Genomic DNA, 15,804 nt, shown 5'->3' with positions numbered 1-15,804 from the left:
TGGTACTTTTAGTATTATTTCCTAAGTGAATCATTTTGGTACCTGTATCTGCCTGTTGATGGTTATTTGTAACAGCAATAGAGTAAAATTCACCTACTGAATTATCACCTTTTAAAATACAACTTGGATATTTCCAAGTAATGGCGCTTCCAGTTTCTACCTGAGTCCAAGAAATTTTGGCATTTTTTTCACAAAGAGCTCTTTTTGTTACAAAATTGTAAACCCCACCTTTACCTTCTTTATCACCTGGGTACCAGTTTTGAACCGTTGAATATTTTATTTCAGCATCCTCTAAAACAATTAATTCAACAACAGCAGCGTGTAATTGATTTTCATCTCTAGCAGGAGCTGTACATCCTTCTAAATAACTCACATAGCTTCCTTCATCAGCAATTAGCAATGTGCGTTCAAATTGACCAGTTCCACCTTCGTTAATTCTAAAATAAGTTGATAATTCCATAGGGCAAGTAACGCCTTTTGGAATGTAACAAAACGAACCGTCAGAAAATACTGCTGAATTTAAAGCAGCATAAAAATTATCTGTTTTTGGAACAATTGTTCCTAAATATTTTTTAACTAAATCAGGATGTTTTTCTATTGCTTCAGAAATAGGCATAAAAATAATACCTTTTTCATTCAATGTTTTTTTGAAGGATGTAGCAACCGAAACTGAATCTATCACAATATCAACGGCAACATTCGACAGTCGTTTTTGCTCATCAATAGAAATTCCTAATTTTTCGAAGGTTTTTAATAATTCGGGATCAACTTCATCTAAACTATCCAATTTTGGTTTTTGAATAGGTGCAGAATAATAGCTAATTTCTTGAAATTTCGGTTTTTCATAGTTCACATTTGCCCATTCTGGCTCTTCCATTTCTTTCCAAATTTTGAATGCGTCTAAACGCCATTCAGTCATCCAAGCGGGTTCATTTTTCTTTTTAGAAATGGCAATAACAACATCTTCATTTAAACCAACAGGAAATTTATCAGCTTTAATATCTGTATAAAAACCGTATTCGTACTCTTTAGTTTCGAGTTCTTTTTTTAAATCGTCTTCGGTAAATTTATTCATCTTAATATTTTAAAGTGAAAAACTTTCTCCACAACCACAAGTGCGCTGTGCGTTTGGGTTGTTAAAAACAAATCCCGTTCCATTTAACCCTCCAGAGTATTCTAAAGTTGTACCAACAAGGTATAAAAAGCTTTTTTTGTCTACAATAATTTTTACATCATTGTCTTCAAAAATTGTATCACCCTCTTTTTGTTCCTTATCAAAAGTTAATTCGTATGAAAGTCCTGAACAACCACCGCTTTTTACACCAACTCTAACATAATGGTTGGTAGGATGGAAGCCATCTTCACTCATAAGTTCTACAACTTTCTTTTTTGCTATGTCTGAAACTTTAATCATATTGCTTAAGTAGATTAATTCTAAATAAGTGCAAATATAGCTACAATAATTTGTTTTTTACAAAGTTTTAAGATGAATATAATCAATAGTGCTATAGTTGTTACTTATAAACTTAATATCTTTGCAAAATGATAGAAGACAAAAACCAAACACGTACCAGTTTATCTGAATTAGGGGAATTCGGGTTGATAAATCATTTAACACAAAATTTTAAAATTCAGAATAATTCTACCATTAAAGGTGTTGGTGATGATGCTGCAGTTTTAGATTTGAAAGAAAAACAAGTTTTAATAACTACCGATTTATTAATTGAAGGTGTTCATTTTGATTTAAGTTATATGCCTTTAAAACATTTAGGGTATAAAGCGGTGATGGTAAATTTGTCGGATGTATATGCAATGAATGGTAATGCAACACAAATTACGGTTTCTATTGCTGTATCAAATCGTTTTCCGTTAGAAGCATTGGAAGAATTATATGAAGGTATTCATTTAGCTTGTAAAACATATAATATTGATTTAATAGGCGGAGATACCACATCTTCAACCAAAGGATTGTTAATTAGCGTTACTGCAATTGGTGAAATTGAAAAAGAAGATATTGTATATAGAAATACAGCAAAACAAAACGATTTATTAGTAGTTACAGGAGATTTAGGAGCTTCTTATTTGGGATTGCAAGTACTAGAGCGTGAAAAACAAGTTTTTGAAGTAAACCCAAACTCTCAACCAGATTTAACGGATTATAATTATTTAATTGAGCGCCAATTAAAGCCCGAAGCGAGGAAAGATATTGTAAAATTATTAAAAGATTTAGACGTAAAACCGACTTCAATGATTGATATTTCTGATGGTCTTTCTTCTGAGATATTACATATTTGTACACAATCTAAAGTTGGATGTAATTTATATGAAGAAAAACTTCCTCTAGATCCTCAAGTAATTGCTACTTGTGAAGAATTTGAATTAAATAGTACAACAATTGCTTTAAGCGGAGGTGAAGATTATGAGTTGTTATTTACCATTTCACAAGAAGATTTTCCTAAAATAAAAGCAAACCCACATTTAACAGTTATTGGACATATTACACATGAAAGCGAAGGTGTTAATTTGGTAACTAGAGCAAATCAACAAATACAATTAACGGCTCAAGGTTGGAATTCTTTAACTAAAAAGGATTAAAAATTATTGATTACAACTTTTTATAAATGAAGTTAGTGTACTGGTAAGTTCATCTTTATTTTCAATATGACTCATATGTCCGTCGGGAAATTCAACAACTTGTACTTTTGTGTTTTTAGTTTGAGTTATTAATGATGTATAGTCTAACGCGGGGTCTTGTTTTCCAATTATTAATTGAATTGGAAATTTTGCATTTTTATAAATTGAAGTTTGGTCTTTTCTAATTTTCATTCCTTCTAGTGCTGCAATAATTCCTTGAGGTAATATTCGTAAAGCTTCAATAGTAATTTCTTTAATTTCAGAAGTAAATATTTTCCTATTTCCTTCAGAAAAAAGCATTGGAATAGCAATTCTTATAAATATTTTTGGGTTTTGTTTTACGGCTTTAATGGCTCTATTTCTATTTAATTTCTTCTCTTCAGAATCTGCTAACGCAGTAGAGTTCATTAAACATAATCCTTTCATGTTTGAAGGAAATAATTTTGAAAAGGCTAAAGCAACATAACCTCCCATACTGTGACCAATTAGTATATATTTTCGTAAACGTAAGTAATTTAAAACAGCTTTAACCATTTCAGCCTGATTTTCCATCGTATGAACATACCCATGGTTTTCAGTTTTTCCGTGTCCTAATAAATCAATACAAATAACCCGATATTTTTTGGAGAGATTTTTAGAAATAATAGTCCACATGGTACTATTTTCTAAAAATCCATGTAGTAAAACAACAGCAGTTCCTTTTCCAATTGAAGAAAAATGAACCATAGTATTTTTATGCAGAATGTACATCTTATTTCTAATTTTTTAAACTTTTTATTGCTGAAAATGCTTTATCAACATTATCATCTTCAACTAAAATAGTGAACTCATTTGTGGTTGAAACCACTTCGTATAATGAAATTCCTTCCCAAGCTAAACGCTTAAAAAACTGATAGTATAATCCGGCAATTTTGGTATTTTCTTTAGGTAAACCAATGGTAATAGCCGATAAATGATCTTGAACAGTTGTACAAACTTCATTTTTGTAACTTTCTTCTATTTGATTTTTTAAAGTTGTAGTAACTAACACATTACTTTCATGAACACCACGAGTAAATGTGTAAAAAACATAGGGATCTTGTTTAAGAACTTCCAACATTTTTAAATGTCCTTTAATTAAGCTATTTGAGTTTTTAAACGTATAATCTGAAAGATCTGATCGAACAGTAATATCACCCAAATTTTGTAGTGCTTTATTTAGCTTTATTTTATTTGCCATTTCTTTAGGTGGGCAATATCTTCTCAACGCCATCATGATTGCTCCTGCTTTTACAGGTTTTCGTAGCATTTTAGAAATTTCATCTCTTAATTCTTCAGCTAAAGCGCTGTAATTTAAAATATTACGAGTTAAAGCATCTTCTAAAAAAGGTTGTGAAATTAAGATTTCTTCAACACATGTTGCAATGGTTTTCATTTGTTAAATATTTAACAGTTTGTGCAAAATTAGTATATAATTTTTAAATAAACGTATAAAGAAAGAATTCATTTTAATTTTACTGAATTAAATATAAAAGAATGAAAGTTTTAAAATTTGGAGGTACATCAGTCGGTTCAATTAAAAATATAAAGCGCGTAAAAGAAATTATAACGGATGGCGAAGAAAAAATAGTAGTGCTTTCAGCAATGTCTGGTACTACTAATGCATTGGTTGAAATTTCAGAGTTTATAAAAAATAATAATAGTTCAGAAGCAATTCAAAGAATTAAAATTTTAGAACAAAAATATCAGGAAGTTTTATATGAATTATTTGAAAGTAGTAACATAAAACAGGAAGTTGAAAATTATATTTATCTAGTTTTTGAGTTTTTAAAAGAAGGTGTTTTTGAAAAGTATTCGGAATTATTGTATAATAAAATAGTTTCAAGAGGTGAATTATTATCAACCTATATTTTTACAAAATATTTGAATCAGGAAGGAGTGAATGCTCAATTATTACCTGCTTTAGAATTTATGAGAATAGATAAAACGAATGATCCTGATGATTTTTATATTAAACAAAACTTACAACGATTAATTCAAGATTCATTACCAGCCGATATTTATATTACCCAAGGTTTTATTTGCTTAAATGCTTATGGAGAAATTGCAAATTTACAACGTGGAGGAAGTGATTATACAGCAACTATAATTGGAGGTATTGTAAAAGCTGAAGAAGTTCAAATTTGGACAGATATTGATGGAATGCATAATAATGATCCACGATTTGTAGAAAATACGCATGCAATTTCAAACTTATCGTTTGATGAGGCGGCAGAGTTAGCCTATTTTGGTGCTAAAATTTTACATCCACAAACGGTAATGCCAGCACGTAAAGCTAATATTCCTGTGCGTTTGAAAAATACCTTGCTTCCGGAATCTTATGGAACATTAATTTCAAAAGAATTTAAAGGAGAGGGAATTAAAGCTATTGCAGCTAAAGATACTATTACTGCGATTAAAATTAAATCGGCTAGAATGTTGTTAGCCTATGGCTTTTTGAAAAAAGTTTTTGAAATTTTTGAAAAACACGAAACATCAATTGATATGATTACTACTTCTGAAATTGCGGTTTCATTAACCATAGATGATGCTAAAAATTTAGTTTCAATAGTAGAGGAGTTAGAAAAATTTTCAATGGTTGAGGTTGATAACCATCAAAGTATTATTTGTTTGGTAGGGCACTCTGTAGTTAGACACCACGAAACACACAGGCTTTTTAAAGTATTACAAGATATTCCTATTCGTATGATTTCTTATGGAGGAAGTAACAATAATATTTCATTATTAGTAAATACAAATGATAAAATAACAGCGTTAAAAAGCTTGAATTCTTACATTTTTGATTTTGAAGTTGTTTAAATTTCTATGAAAATTTTATAGGTTAACTAAAAAACTCGAAGTAATTACTTCGAGTTTTTTATGTATTCTTAATAACACTTCGACAAGCTCAGTGTGACTTATTAGTTTCCATTTTGTCAGTCAGAGCTTGTCGAAAGACTTTTGGTATTTAAGCGTTCATTAAATCTTCAATTTCTTCAACTTCAATAGGAATATTTTTCATTAAATTAATTGGGAATCCGTTTTCTTGGACAACCACATCATCTTCAATTCTAATCCCCATATTTTCTTCAGGAATGTAAATTCCAGGTTCAACAGTAAAAACCATATTTGCTTTCATGGGTAATTTAAGTTGTCCATAATCATGCGTATCTAATCCCATATGATGAGATGTTCCGTGCATAAAGTATTTTTTGTAAGCTGGCCAATTTGGATCTTCATTTTGCACGTCAACTTTGTTAATTAATCCTAAATCTAATAATTCTGAAGACATGAATTTACCTACTTCTTTTTGATATTCGGCCCATAAAACTCCAGGAGATAACATTTTTGTGGCTTCATTTTTAACTCTTAAAACGGCATTGTAAACTGCTTTTTGCCTGTCAGTAAAACGTCCATTTACAGGAATTGTTCGTGTCATATCACTTGAATAATTTGCATACTCAGAGCCAACATCCATCAACAACATATCACCATCTTTACATTCTTTATTGTTTTCAATATAATGTAAAACACAAGCGCTATAACCAGAAGCAATAATTGGTGTGTAAGCCATACCATCAGAACGATTTCTTAAAAATTCATGCATATATTCTGCTTCAATTTCATACTCCATAATGCCAGGTTTTACAAAAGGTAAAACTCTTCTAAAACCTTTATTTGTTATATCACATGCAGTTTGTATAATTTCTAACTCTTCAGGTTCTTTTGCACCACGAATATTTTGCAAAATTTGATTGCTTTTTTCCCATTTATGTGCAGGGAAATCTGCTTTACATTTTTTTATAAATCGATCTTCTCTAGATTCTAGTTCTTCAGCTTGACGGTAATGTTCATTAGTGTTAAAATAGATAGTGTCAGCTTCGGTCATTAAATCAAAAAACACTTTATTAAATTCAGATAGCCAATAAACAGTTTTAATTCCTGAAACATTTTTAGCTTCTTCTTTAGAATATTTTGCACCATACCAAATTTCAATATGTTTATTGGTTTCGGTTAAAAATAATATTTCACGATGATTTTCATCAATCGCATCGGGAAAAAGTAATAAAATACTTTCTTCCTGATCAGCACCACTTAAATAAAAAATATCACTGTGTTGTTCAAAAGGTAGTGTGCTATCTGCACCAGTTGTAAAAGTATCATTAGAATTAAATATAGCGATAGATTTACGTTTCATTTGAGCAGTAAACTTCGCTCTATTTTTAATAAAAAGTTGATTATTAATTGGTTGATATTTCATTATTTAAAGTTTTTAAATTATTAGAATAGGATATAAAATGCCTAAAATAGCAGGTTCACACACTAAATTTAGGGTGGCTAAATTCATTATTGTTAAATTTAGCACTAATTTCAACAACAAAGTTATAAATTTGCTGAAATCAAACTCTTAAAAAATCAATATTATTTATGCGAAAATTAATAGTATCTCTCCTTTTTGTGTCATTTTCAACAATATTGTTGTCACAAAATAAACCAGCATATAAATTATACAATACAAAAGGAGCTAAAGTTTCTTATAAAAGTATGCTTAAAAAAATGAGTAAAGCCGATATCGTTTTATTTGGAGAACACCATAATAATCCTATTGTTCATTGGCTTCAATATGAAACTACGGTAGATTTAAATAAACAAAGAAAATTAATGCTTGGTGCTGAAATGATTGAGGCTGATAACCAAAAACAACTAAATCAATATTTGGCAGATGAAATTGATCAAAAAGCATTTGATACCGTTGCAAGATTATGGCAAAATCACGGAACGGATTATAAACCTTTAGTCGATTTTGCTAAAAAAAACAACTTAAAATTTATAGCTGCAAATATTCCTAGACGGTATGCAAGTGAAGTTTATAAAGGTGGTTTTGAAGCCTTAGAAAAACTTTCTAGTGAAGAAAAATCTTGGATAGCTCCACTGCCAATTAAGTACGATGCTTCGTTACCAGGATATGTAAAAATGAAAGCGATGATGGGTGGCCATGGTGGGGATAATTTACCAAAAGCACAAGCAGCGAAAGACGCTACAATGGCTCATTTTATTTTAGAAAACAGGAAAAATAACAACCTTTTTATACATTATAATGGTTCGTATCATTCAGATGATTTTGAAGGAATTTATTGGTATTTAAAACAAGCTCAACCTAATTTAAAAATAATTACGGTAAGTGTTGTTGAACAAGAAAATTTAAAAAAACTAAATAAAGAAAATAAATTAAAAGCCAATTTTATTATTGTTGTTTCACCAACAATGACAAAAACTTATTAACAACCATAAGAGGTAATTAAATTTTTACTATTTTCGGTATTACTAATAACTAAAAAAAATACCATTGCCTAACTTATTTCATGAAAACGAATTTGTTTTCAATGTTTTATTTGAAGCAGTTTCTGAAGGAGTAATTGTTGTTGATGAAAATCAAGCAATAGTTGCTACCAACGTTGCTGCTGAACAAATGTTTGGATACACCAAAGGCGAATTGCAAGAGCAACATTTAAATATTTTAATTCCTACCAACCATCATGTTGCTCATTCAGTAAAAGGAGGGCATTATGAAACCTTTTACAAACAGTCTTCAGCAAGACAAATGGGAGAAAATAAAGATTTGCGAGGACTTCATAAAAATGGGGCTAAATTCCCTGTAGAAGTTGGTTTAAATCCATTTGTAATAGGTGAAAAGAAGTATGTAATGTCAATTTTAATCGATATTACTAATCGTAAAAACTCTGAAGCTAAAATAATAGAGCTAAATGCTTTATTAGAAGAAAAAATATCTACAAGAACAACTGAACTTCATAAAACAGTTTTAGATTTAAAAGATGAAATTGAAAAAAGAGTAAAAGTTGAATCTAAATTAAAGAAAGCACTTAAAAAAGAAAAAGAACTTAATGAATTAAAAACCAAATTTTTATCACTTGTATCTCATGAATTTAAAACGCCTTTAAGCGGTATTTTAAATGCTGCTATATTAATTGGAAAATATACAAAAACCGAGATGCAAGCTAAAAGGGATAAACATTTGCTTACAATTAAAAATAAAGTATATTACTTAAATGGAATTTTAAATGATTTTTTGTCTATTGAACGACTTGAATCTGGAAAAGTAAAGTACAAACTCACCAATTTTAAGTTAAGTAAAGTAGTAAATGAGGTAATTTATAATGCGAATATGATGTTAAAAAGTGGTCAACGTATTAATTATCCACTAAATATTGATGATTTAAATATTTATCAAGATGAAAAAATAGTTGAATTAGTGTTGTCAAATTTATTGAATAATGCAATAAAATATTCACCAGAAAAGACAACAATAGACTTTAAAATAAAGTTTAAATCAAATGCGTTTATTTTTGAAATAAAAGATGAAGGTATTGGAATTCCTTATGAAGATCAAAAACACATATTTGAGCGCTACTTTAGAGCTGAAAATGCCTTAACAAATGAAGGGACAGGCATTGGATTAAATATTGTAAAAGGGCATTTAGAAAGTTTAGGAGGGAATATTAAATTTATAAGTACTAGAGATATAGGAACCACTTTTATTGTGAAATTGCCATTAATTAAAGAAAAATGAAAACAATATTAATTATTGAAGACGACATAGTTTTAAGAGAAACTACGGCAGAAATATTAGAATTAGAAAATTACAAAGTGGTAACCGCTGCAAATGGAAAACGTGGAGCAGAACAAGCTAAAATAATGCTCCCAGATTTAATATTATGTGATATAATGATGCCAGAAATGGATGGGTATCAATTATTAGAAATTCTTTCAAAAGATGAACAAACAAAAAAAATTCCATTCATTTTTATGTCTGCTAAAACAGAAATTAAAGACGTAAGAAAAGGGATGGATTTAGGAGCAGATGATTATTTAACAAAACCAGTTAGTGAAGAATTATTATTAAGTGCAATTAGTAGTAGATTAGCAAAATTTGCACTATTAAGAGAGAAAGAAATTATTAATAATGATGAAGTAATTAAAGAAGAAAATTCTTTAAATAATTTAGAAAATATTGAAGATCTTAAAAATTATTTTTGTGATTATGGTATTTCAAAAGAGCATAAAAAAGGTGAGGTTATTTATAAGGAAGGAGAGTATTCAAACAATATTTATTTAATATACAAAGGGAAAATTAAAAGCTTTAAAATTGATGAATTTGGGAAGGAACTAATCCTAAATATTCATAAAGGTGATGATTTTTTAGGATTATCAGCAATACTTGAAAACACCCATTATTATGAATCAATTATGGCAATGGATAACGTTGAAATTATACACGTTCCTAAAAAGATTTTACAAGAAATTTTAGAAAACAATCATAAACTCTCTTTAGATATATTTCAGCTAATAAATGAAAACTTAACAGAAGTTAAAGAACAATTATTACAAATGGCTTATGGATCTATGCGTAGAAAAACAGCCAAAACTATCCTTAAATTTGCAAATTTAATGGGCAATAATCCTTCAAATAGTATAAATATATCTCGTAGAGATTTAGCTGGAGTTGCCGGAATTGCTACAGAAAGTTTAATTAGAACACTAACCAATTTTAAAAAACAAGGTATTCTTGAAATTGAAGGTAGAAATATTCGCATTCTAGACCTTGAAAAGTTAGAAGCTATTAATTAAATTATTGCTAATTTTCATATAAAAAAACAATCGATATCGTGAAAAATCACTGACTTATGTCATTTATTCTTAAAGCTACAAGGTTTAAGTTTGCATGAATAATAATGGCAATGAAGAATATATTAATCTTAACAGATTTTTCAGATAATTCTTGGAATTCAATAACATACACGCTTGCACTTTTTAAAAATAAAAGTTGTAATTTTTACTTGTTGAATGGTGTGAACAAACACGAAGAATATTTTGTTAAAAATTCTAGGAGTTTAGTAAAAATTAAAGAAAAAAAAGATGCTAAAACAGCATTTGATAAATTAGCAATAAAAGTTGCAAACTCACCTTTAAAAGGTGCTCATAGATTTTTCCCTATAATAGCAGAAATCGATATAATTGAAGCTGCTAGAGCACAAATTAAAGAGAAAAATATCGACCTAGTTGTTATTGGAACTAATGGATTGTCTTATACAGGAAGGCAAAATAATATAAGCCCTATTTCTGAAGATATTATTACAAAGTTAAAATCCTCTATTTTAGTTGTACCATTTGAAGCTCATTTTAGTGGACTTAAAGAGATTGCTTTTCCAACAGATTATACAAACTTTAAAGAAGCTAAATTGTTGCAAAAAATTTCAGATTTAATAAAATCTCACAAAGCTTCAACTAGTTTTGTTTATATGACGAAGAAGATAAACAAATTGGATAAAGAGCAACAATGGAATAAAGAAACATTACATGATTATTTTTTAAATCAACCACATAGTTTTCATGTGGAAGTTAATGAAGATTTTGAATTAACTATTGAAAATTTTATTGATACAAATGGTGTAGATTTAATTGTTATGGCAGCCAAAAATTTAAACTTGTTTGAGCAAATATTATTTAGGCCTAAAATAAAAAATATTAAGTATTATTTTAAAACGCCTTTTTTAGTTATTCACTAACCTTAATATCAAGGGGAAACTCCAAAAAATTACTTATTTAAGAAAAATTTATGAAGCTATTTACAGCATAACAAAGGATAATATAATAAATTTGAGTCAATTGATTGTTTTTAAAAAAATATTCAATTCAACTAAACTCAAACTTTATCTCATGAAAAAACGCTCCTTACTTTTAGGTTTATTAGTCCTTTCATTCGTAATAAATGCACAAAATTCAATAGTCAAAAATGTTCCTTTTACCAATATTGGACCTTCAATTATGAGTGGTCGAATTGTTGATATTGATGTAAATCCAAACAATCCAATCGAATTTTATGCTGCTTATGCTTCAGGGGGTTTGTGGTATACCAATAATAATGGAACTTCATTTACTCCAATTGCCGAGAATGCTCCAACACAAAATATGGGAGATATTGCAGTTGACTGGAAAACGAGTACAATTTGGGTGGGTACAGGTGAAAGTAATTCATCGCGTTCATCGTATGCAGGAATTGGAATTTTAAAAAGTACTGATAAAGGGAAAACTTGGGAACAAGTTGGCTTAACAGATTCACACCACATTGGTAAAATTATAATTAATAAAAACAACCCAAATGAAGTTATTGTTGGTGTAGTTGGTCATTTATACACACCAAATGTTGAGCGTGGTATTTTTAAAACTACAGATGGTGGTAAAACATGGGAAAATGTATTATTTATTAATGAAAACACAGGTGTAATTGATATTAGTGTGTCGCCAACAAATTCAAATATTTTATATGCAGCTTCATGGGAACGAAATAGAAAAGCTTGGAATTTTGATGGTGATGGTGAAAATTCTGCAATTTATAAGAGTGAAGACGCAGGCACAACTTGGACTAAAATTACTTCCAAAGAAAATGGATTTCCAGTAGGGAATGGTATTGGTAGAATTGGCTTAACAGCTTTTAATGATAATGTGGTATATGCTTTATTAGATAACCAATTTAGAAGACCAGAAGAAAAAAAGAAAAAAGTAATTGGCTTAATAAAAGATGACTTTAGAACTATGAATGAAGCCAAATTTTTAAAGTTGAAGGATAAAAAACTAAACACTTTTTTAAAAGATAATAATTTTCCTAAAAAATATACTGCTTCAACTATAAAATTATCGGTTAAAAAAGGGAAAATTAAACCCAATGATTTGGTAACTTATTTAGAAGATGCAAATTATGTGTTGTTAACTTCTGAAGTTATTGGAGCTGAGGTTTATAAATCTGAAGATGGTGGAAAAACATGGCATAAAACCCATACAGATTATTTAGACGGAATGTACAGTTCTTATGGTTATTATTTCGGAATGATTGCAGTAAATACTTTAAACCAACAGAAAATTTATATTGGTGGAGTCCCACTATTAAAATCTGATGATGGAGGAAAAACATTTACATCAATAGGTAAAGAAAATGTTCATTCAGACCATCATGTGTTATGGGTAAATTCAACATTAGATGGACATCTAATAAATGGCAATGATGGGGGCTTAAATATTACGTACGATAATGGTGAACATTGGATAAAAAATAATGCTCCTTCAGTTGGTCAATTCTATTCAGTAAATGTAGATCATCAAAAACCATATAATGTGTATGGAGGTTTGCAAGATAATGGAGTTTGGTTTGGACCTAGTAATTACAAAGCATCAAAAGATTGGGAAAGTAATGGAGATTATCCGTATAAAATGATTGGTAGTGGAGATGGAATGCAAGTTCAAATTGATAATAGAGATCATAATATTGTATATTCAGGGTCTCAATTTGGTTATTATTACCGCGTAAATTTAAAAACCGAAGAACGTATAAATATTCACCCAACTCATGAATTAGGAGATTCACCTTATCGTTATAATTGGCAAACTCCAATACTATTATCACCTCATAATCAAGATATTTTGTATATGGGTGCAAATAAATTGTTACGCTCTATGGATAAAGGGGCAACTTTTGAGGTGATTTCAACAGATTTAACCACAGGAGGTAAAAAAGGAAATGTACCCTACGGTACTTTAACTGCAATTTCTGAAAGCCCTTTCCAATTTGGATTAATTTATGTTGGAAGTGATGATGGTTATATAAACATTACTACAAATAGTGGTGAAAGCTGGATAAGAATTTCAGATAATTTACCTCAAAAATTATGGGTTTCAAGAGTGGTAGCTTCACAGCATGAAAAAGAACGAGTATATGTTACATTTAATGGCTATAGAAATGATGACTTTAAACCATATATTTTTGTAAGTGAAAATAAAGGTAAAACTTGGAAAAACATTCAAAGTAATTTACCAAATTCACCAATAAATGTTGTTATTGAAGACCCTGTGGATGAAGATATTTTATACATAGGAACAGATAACGAAGTGTATACAACTTTTAATAAAGGTGAAAACTGGCATGTATTTTCTAATGGTTTACCTAAAGTTGCAGTGCATGATTTAGTAATTCAAAAGGAAGCAAAAGATTTAGTTGTTGGTACTCACGGACGGTCTATTTACAAGGCTAATATTGCACCGTTGCAAAAAATTAAAACCTTAAAAAATAAAGGAATAGTAATTTTTGATATACCTTCTATCAATCATTCTTCAAGTTGGGGAAGTACTTGGAATAAATGGTTAAAGCCAAACACTCCAAAAATAACGATTCCTTTTTATGTTGATAAAGAAGGAATTTATAGGGTTGAAATTTTATCGAATAACAAAACAGTTTTTAAAAAATACTCCACGGTTGCAACACAAGGATTCAATTATACTGATTATGATTTAAGCATTTCTGAAAAAATAGTGGATTCTTATTTTTCAAAAAAGGATATTGAAGTTAAAAAGGCTAAAAATGGCAACTATTATTTACCAAAAGGAAGTTATATAATTAAAATTTTTGACAACATAAAAAGCGTTGAAAAACCTTTTGACGTAAAATAAAAGTTTTTAATAGTTTTGTTAAAATTTGGAATATTCAAGTATTTTGTTGGGTTTGGTGCAAGGTTCTTTGTACTTAAATCGGTCTTTTTCACATTTAGGATCTATAAAAATAAAACCATTATTTTTTTGTGTATATCCTAGGTTTTTTGCCAAATCGAGGAGGTTTTTATTATCAATGTTTTTTTTATTTGAACTTATATAATATTGAAGCGATATGGGTGAACTTTTATATAAAGCAAGTGATAATAAATTATCTGGTGTAACAATAAATCTATTAAATGAATACATATAAGGCCAATGAATGGCTCCAAAAACATCGTATAATAATTCTGAACATATAAGCTTGTCATTTGTTTCGACATCAAAATTAAAGTCATACTTTTTCCCTAATTGACCTAATAAATTATTAAAAAAGGTTAGCTTAAAATTTATTGGAAGTTGGTCAAAATTTGTAATTCTTAAAATGGCAACATCATCAACATTTAAAAACTGTTTAAGTTTTTTTAAGTGAGTTCCTCTTCTATTGGTTTCAATAATACAAAAACCTTCTTGAATTTGCTTTTGAAAAAGAACTATTACTGGATGATTCCATAAGTGGCTATCTTCTAATTGTTTTTTGGTACCTAAATAAATGGCGACATGACCAAAATGACCAGTAATTAATTTGTCCGTTAATAAAAAACCGGTTTTTTCAGCAATTATATCTAAGGGTTTAAGCCGTTTAAAAAGTTCATTATAAATAGAATCGTTTTTAAATAAATAGCCGTTTCTATATTTAAACAATCCAATAAAATTACCCATTAACCTACTTGAAAAGTGTGTAAAGGTTCTACCTGTATTATGAAATTTATCTTTCGTAAAAAGTTTAGAAAACTTTTTGTTATCTTTTTTTATAAAACTATTCCTATAAGATTTTGAGGATAATTCTTTAAAAAGGGTATCGGAATGGCTGAATTTAGTATGAATAATTATTTTGTTAATTTGTTGTTTAATGGCTTCAAAATTTTTCCTTTTTAATTGCTTTCGCACTATTTTTTTTAAATCATTTTTTTTAATGTTAAATGACTTATTCTTTTCATTTAAAATGCGTCTAATTCGCTGAATTTTAATTGAATTGGAATAATTTAAATAAAAATTTTGAAGTTGTAAAAGTTGAGATTCTAACATAATAGAAGACAACTTGTTTTTGTTGGTTTTTATCAACAAATTTTGAATTGATTGGTTTAGTAATGTGTATCTTTTATATAGTGAAAATGAATTGCTTATAAATAGTATTTCATTTCCCTTAATAGGAGCTCTTTTTTGGATGGAAGATTCAATTTTATACAAATATTTAGCATTAAAATTTGTAAACGAAGAAAATGATTTTTTAAAATTTATAAAAAAAGCTTGGAAGCTTGTTTCCTTAATAGTAGAAATATGGTTGTTTAATTCTAACAATTCCTTAGACAATTGGGTAATTTCTAACTCTTGGGTTTCTAGAAAATGACTCATCATTTGAGATTCACTAAAAATGTTGAATGGCGGAGTTGAATAACTTGCAATAGAATTTGTTGCATTCTTTAAATCAAGAGTGATTGTCTTGTATTTCAGTTGCCCAATAACAAGATAGCTGGTTAAAAAAAATAAAATAAG

13 protein-coding genes are annotated in these 15,804 nt (G+C 28.8%); 7 read left to right on the top strand and 6 right to left on the bottom strand.

The window, feature by feature from the left end; all coding sequences use genetic code 11:
* Together sufB and QM495_RS09185 are read right to left on the bottom strand one after the other, a co-directional pair.
* Nucleotides 1-1,075: Fe-S cluster assembly protein SufB (sufB, locus tag QM495_RS09190; protein ID WP_408671811.1), on the bottom strand; the 1,075-nt coding region annotated here is incomplete at its 3' end.
* Between the two features lie 9 nt (nt 1,076-1,084).
* Nucleotides 1,085-1,414 carry a HesB/IscA family protein gene (locus tag QM495_RS09185; RefSeq protein WP_408671810.1) on the bottom strand — a complete coding sequence of 110 codons (330 nt, stop codon included), beginning with the start codon at nt 1,412-1,414 and terminating at the stop codon, nt 1,085-1,087.
* A gap of 128 nt (nt 1,415-1,542) precedes the next feature.
* Here QM495_RS09185 and thiL point away from each other — a divergent pair, with 128 nt between their 5' ends.
* Nucleotides 1,543-2,595: a thiamine-phosphate kinase gene (gene thiL / locus QM495_RS09180; RefSeq protein ID WP_408671809.1), complete on the top strand. Its 1,053-nt coding sequence runs from the start codon at nt 1,543-1,545 to the stop codon at nt 2,593-2,595.
* Nucleotides 2,596-2,598: 3 nt separating this feature from the next.
* Here thiL and QM495_RS09175 read toward each other — a convergent pair whose 3' ends face one another.
* Together QM495_RS09175 and QM495_RS09170 are read right to left on the bottom strand one after the other, a co-directional pair.
* On the bottom strand, nt 2,599-3,384 hold the full coding sequence (locus QM495_RS09175; protein WP_408671808.1) for an alpha/beta fold hydrolase: 786 nt from the start codon (nt 3,382-3,384) through the stop codon (nt 2,599-2,601).
* A gap of 7 nt (nt 3,385-3,391) precedes the next feature.
* Nucleotides 3,392-4,048: a hypothetical protein gene (locus QM495_RS09170; RefSeq protein ID WP_408671807.1), complete on the bottom strand. Its 657-nt coding sequence runs from the start codon at nt 4,046-4,048 to the stop codon at nt 3,392-3,394.
* Between the two features lie 101 nt (nt 4,049-4,149).
* Between QM495_RS09170 and QM495_RS09165 the strand changes: the two genes are divergently transcribed.
* On the top strand, nt 4,150-5,472 hold the full coding sequence (locus QM495_RS09165; RefSeq protein WP_408671806.1) for an aspartate kinase: 1,323 nt from the start codon (nt 4,150-4,152) through the stop codon (nt 5,470-5,472).
* Between the two features lie 148 nt (nt 5,473-5,620).
* On the opposite strand, the gene QM495_RS09160 is transcribed toward QM495_RS09165, so the two are convergent.
* A complete protein-coding gene (locus QM495_RS09160; protein WP_408671805.1) occupies nt 5,621-6,913 on the bottom strand; it encodes an aminopeptidase P family protein in 1,293 nt (430 codons plus the stop codon).
* Between the two features lie 167 nt (nt 6,914-7,080).
* Here QM495_RS09160 and QM495_RS09155 point away from each other — a divergent pair, with 167 nt between their 5' ends.
* From QM495_RS09155 to QM495_RS09135, 5 genes are all read left to right on the top strand, one after another.
* A complete protein-coding gene (locus QM495_RS09155) occupies nt 7,081-7,935 on the top strand; it encodes a ChaN family lipoprotein (RefSeq protein ID WP_408671804.1) in 855 nt (284 codons plus the stop codon).
* Between the two features lie 64 nt (nt 7,936-7,999).
* Nucleotides 8,000-9,241 (top strand): ATP-binding protein, encoded by a 1,242-nt coding sequence (locus QM495_RS09150; RefSeq protein WP_408671803.1) that lies wholly within the window; start codon nt 8,000-8,002, stop codon nt 9,239-9,241.
* A complete protein-coding gene (locus tag QM495_RS09145; RefSeq protein ID WP_408671802.1) occupies nt 9,238-10,299 on the top strand; it encodes a response regulator in 1,062 nt (353 codons plus the stop codon). The genes QM495_RS09150 and QM495_RS09145 overlap by 4 nt, the downstream gene beginning before the upstream one ends.
* Before the next feature lie 110 nt (nt 10,300-10,409).
* On the top strand, nt 10,410-11,237 hold the full coding sequence (locus QM495_RS09140; protein WP_408671801.1) for a universal stress protein: 828 nt from the start codon (nt 10,410-10,412) through the stop codon (nt 11,235-11,237).
* A gap of 151 nt (nt 11,238-11,388) precedes the next feature.
* Complete coding sequence (locus QM495_RS09135; protein WP_408671800.1) at nt 11,389-14,169, top strand: WD40/YVTN/BNR-like repeat-containing protein; 2,781 nt, start codon at nt 11,389-11,391, stop codon at nt 14,167-14,169.
* Between the two features lie 18 nt (nt 14,170-14,187).
* Here QM495_RS09135 and QM495_RS09130 read toward each other — a convergent pair.
* On the bottom strand, nt 14,188-15,804 hold a 1,617-nt coding region (locus QM495_RS09130; RefSeq protein WP_408671799.1), incomplete at its 5' end, for a YiiX/YebB-like N1pC/P60 family cysteine hydrolase.

The organism is Lutibacter sp., assembly GCF_046055765.1.
Taxonomy (GTDB): domain Bacteria; phylum Bacteroidota; class Bacteroidia; order Flavobacteriales; family Flavobacteriaceae; genus Lutibacter.
Note: the sequence above shows the minus strand (reverse complement) of the source record. Positions and strands in the feature narration are given on the sequence as shown.

Bases quoted from the DNA above. Each gene is read 5' to 3' on its own strand.
- QM495_RS09175 (WP_408671808.1), bottom strand. From the start codon at position 3,384: ATGTACATTCTGCATAAAAATACTATGGTTCATTTTTCTTCAATTGGA.
- QM495_RS09170 (WP_408671807.1), bottom strand. From the start codon at position 4,048: ATGAAAACCATTGCAACATGTGTTGAAGAAATCTTAATTTCACAACCT.
- QM495_RS09185 (WP_408671810.1), bottom strand. From the start codon at position 1,414: ATGATTAAAGTTTCAGACATAGCAAAAAAGAAAGTTGTAGAACTTATG.
- QM495_RS09145 (WP_408671802.1), top strand. From the start codon at position 9,238: ATGAAAACAATATTAATTATTGAAGACGACATAGTTTTAAGAGAAACT.
- QM495_RS09160 (WP_408671805.1), bottom strand. From the start codon at position 6,913: ATGAAATATCAACCAATTAATAATCAACTTTTTATTAAAAATAGAGCG.
- QM495_RS09155 (WP_408671804.1), top strand. From the start codon at position 7,081: ATGCGAAAATTAATAGTATCTCTCCTTTTTGTGTCATTTTCAACAATA.
- QM495_RS09135 (WP_408671800.1), top strand. From the start codon at position 11,389: ATGAAAAAACGCTCCTTACTTTTAGGTTTATTAGTCCTTTCATTCGTA.
- QM495_RS09165 (WP_408671806.1), top strand. From the start codon at position 4,150: ATGAAAGTTTTAAAATTTGGAGGTACATCAGTCGGTTCAATTAAAAAT.
- thiL (WP_408671809.1), top strand. From the start codon at position 1,543: ATGATAGAAGACAAAAACCAAACACGTACCAGTTTATCTGAATTAGGG.
- QM495_RS09140 (WP_408671801.1), top strand. From the start codon at position 10,410: ATGAAGAATATATTAATCTTAACAGATTTTTCAGATAATTCTTGGAAT.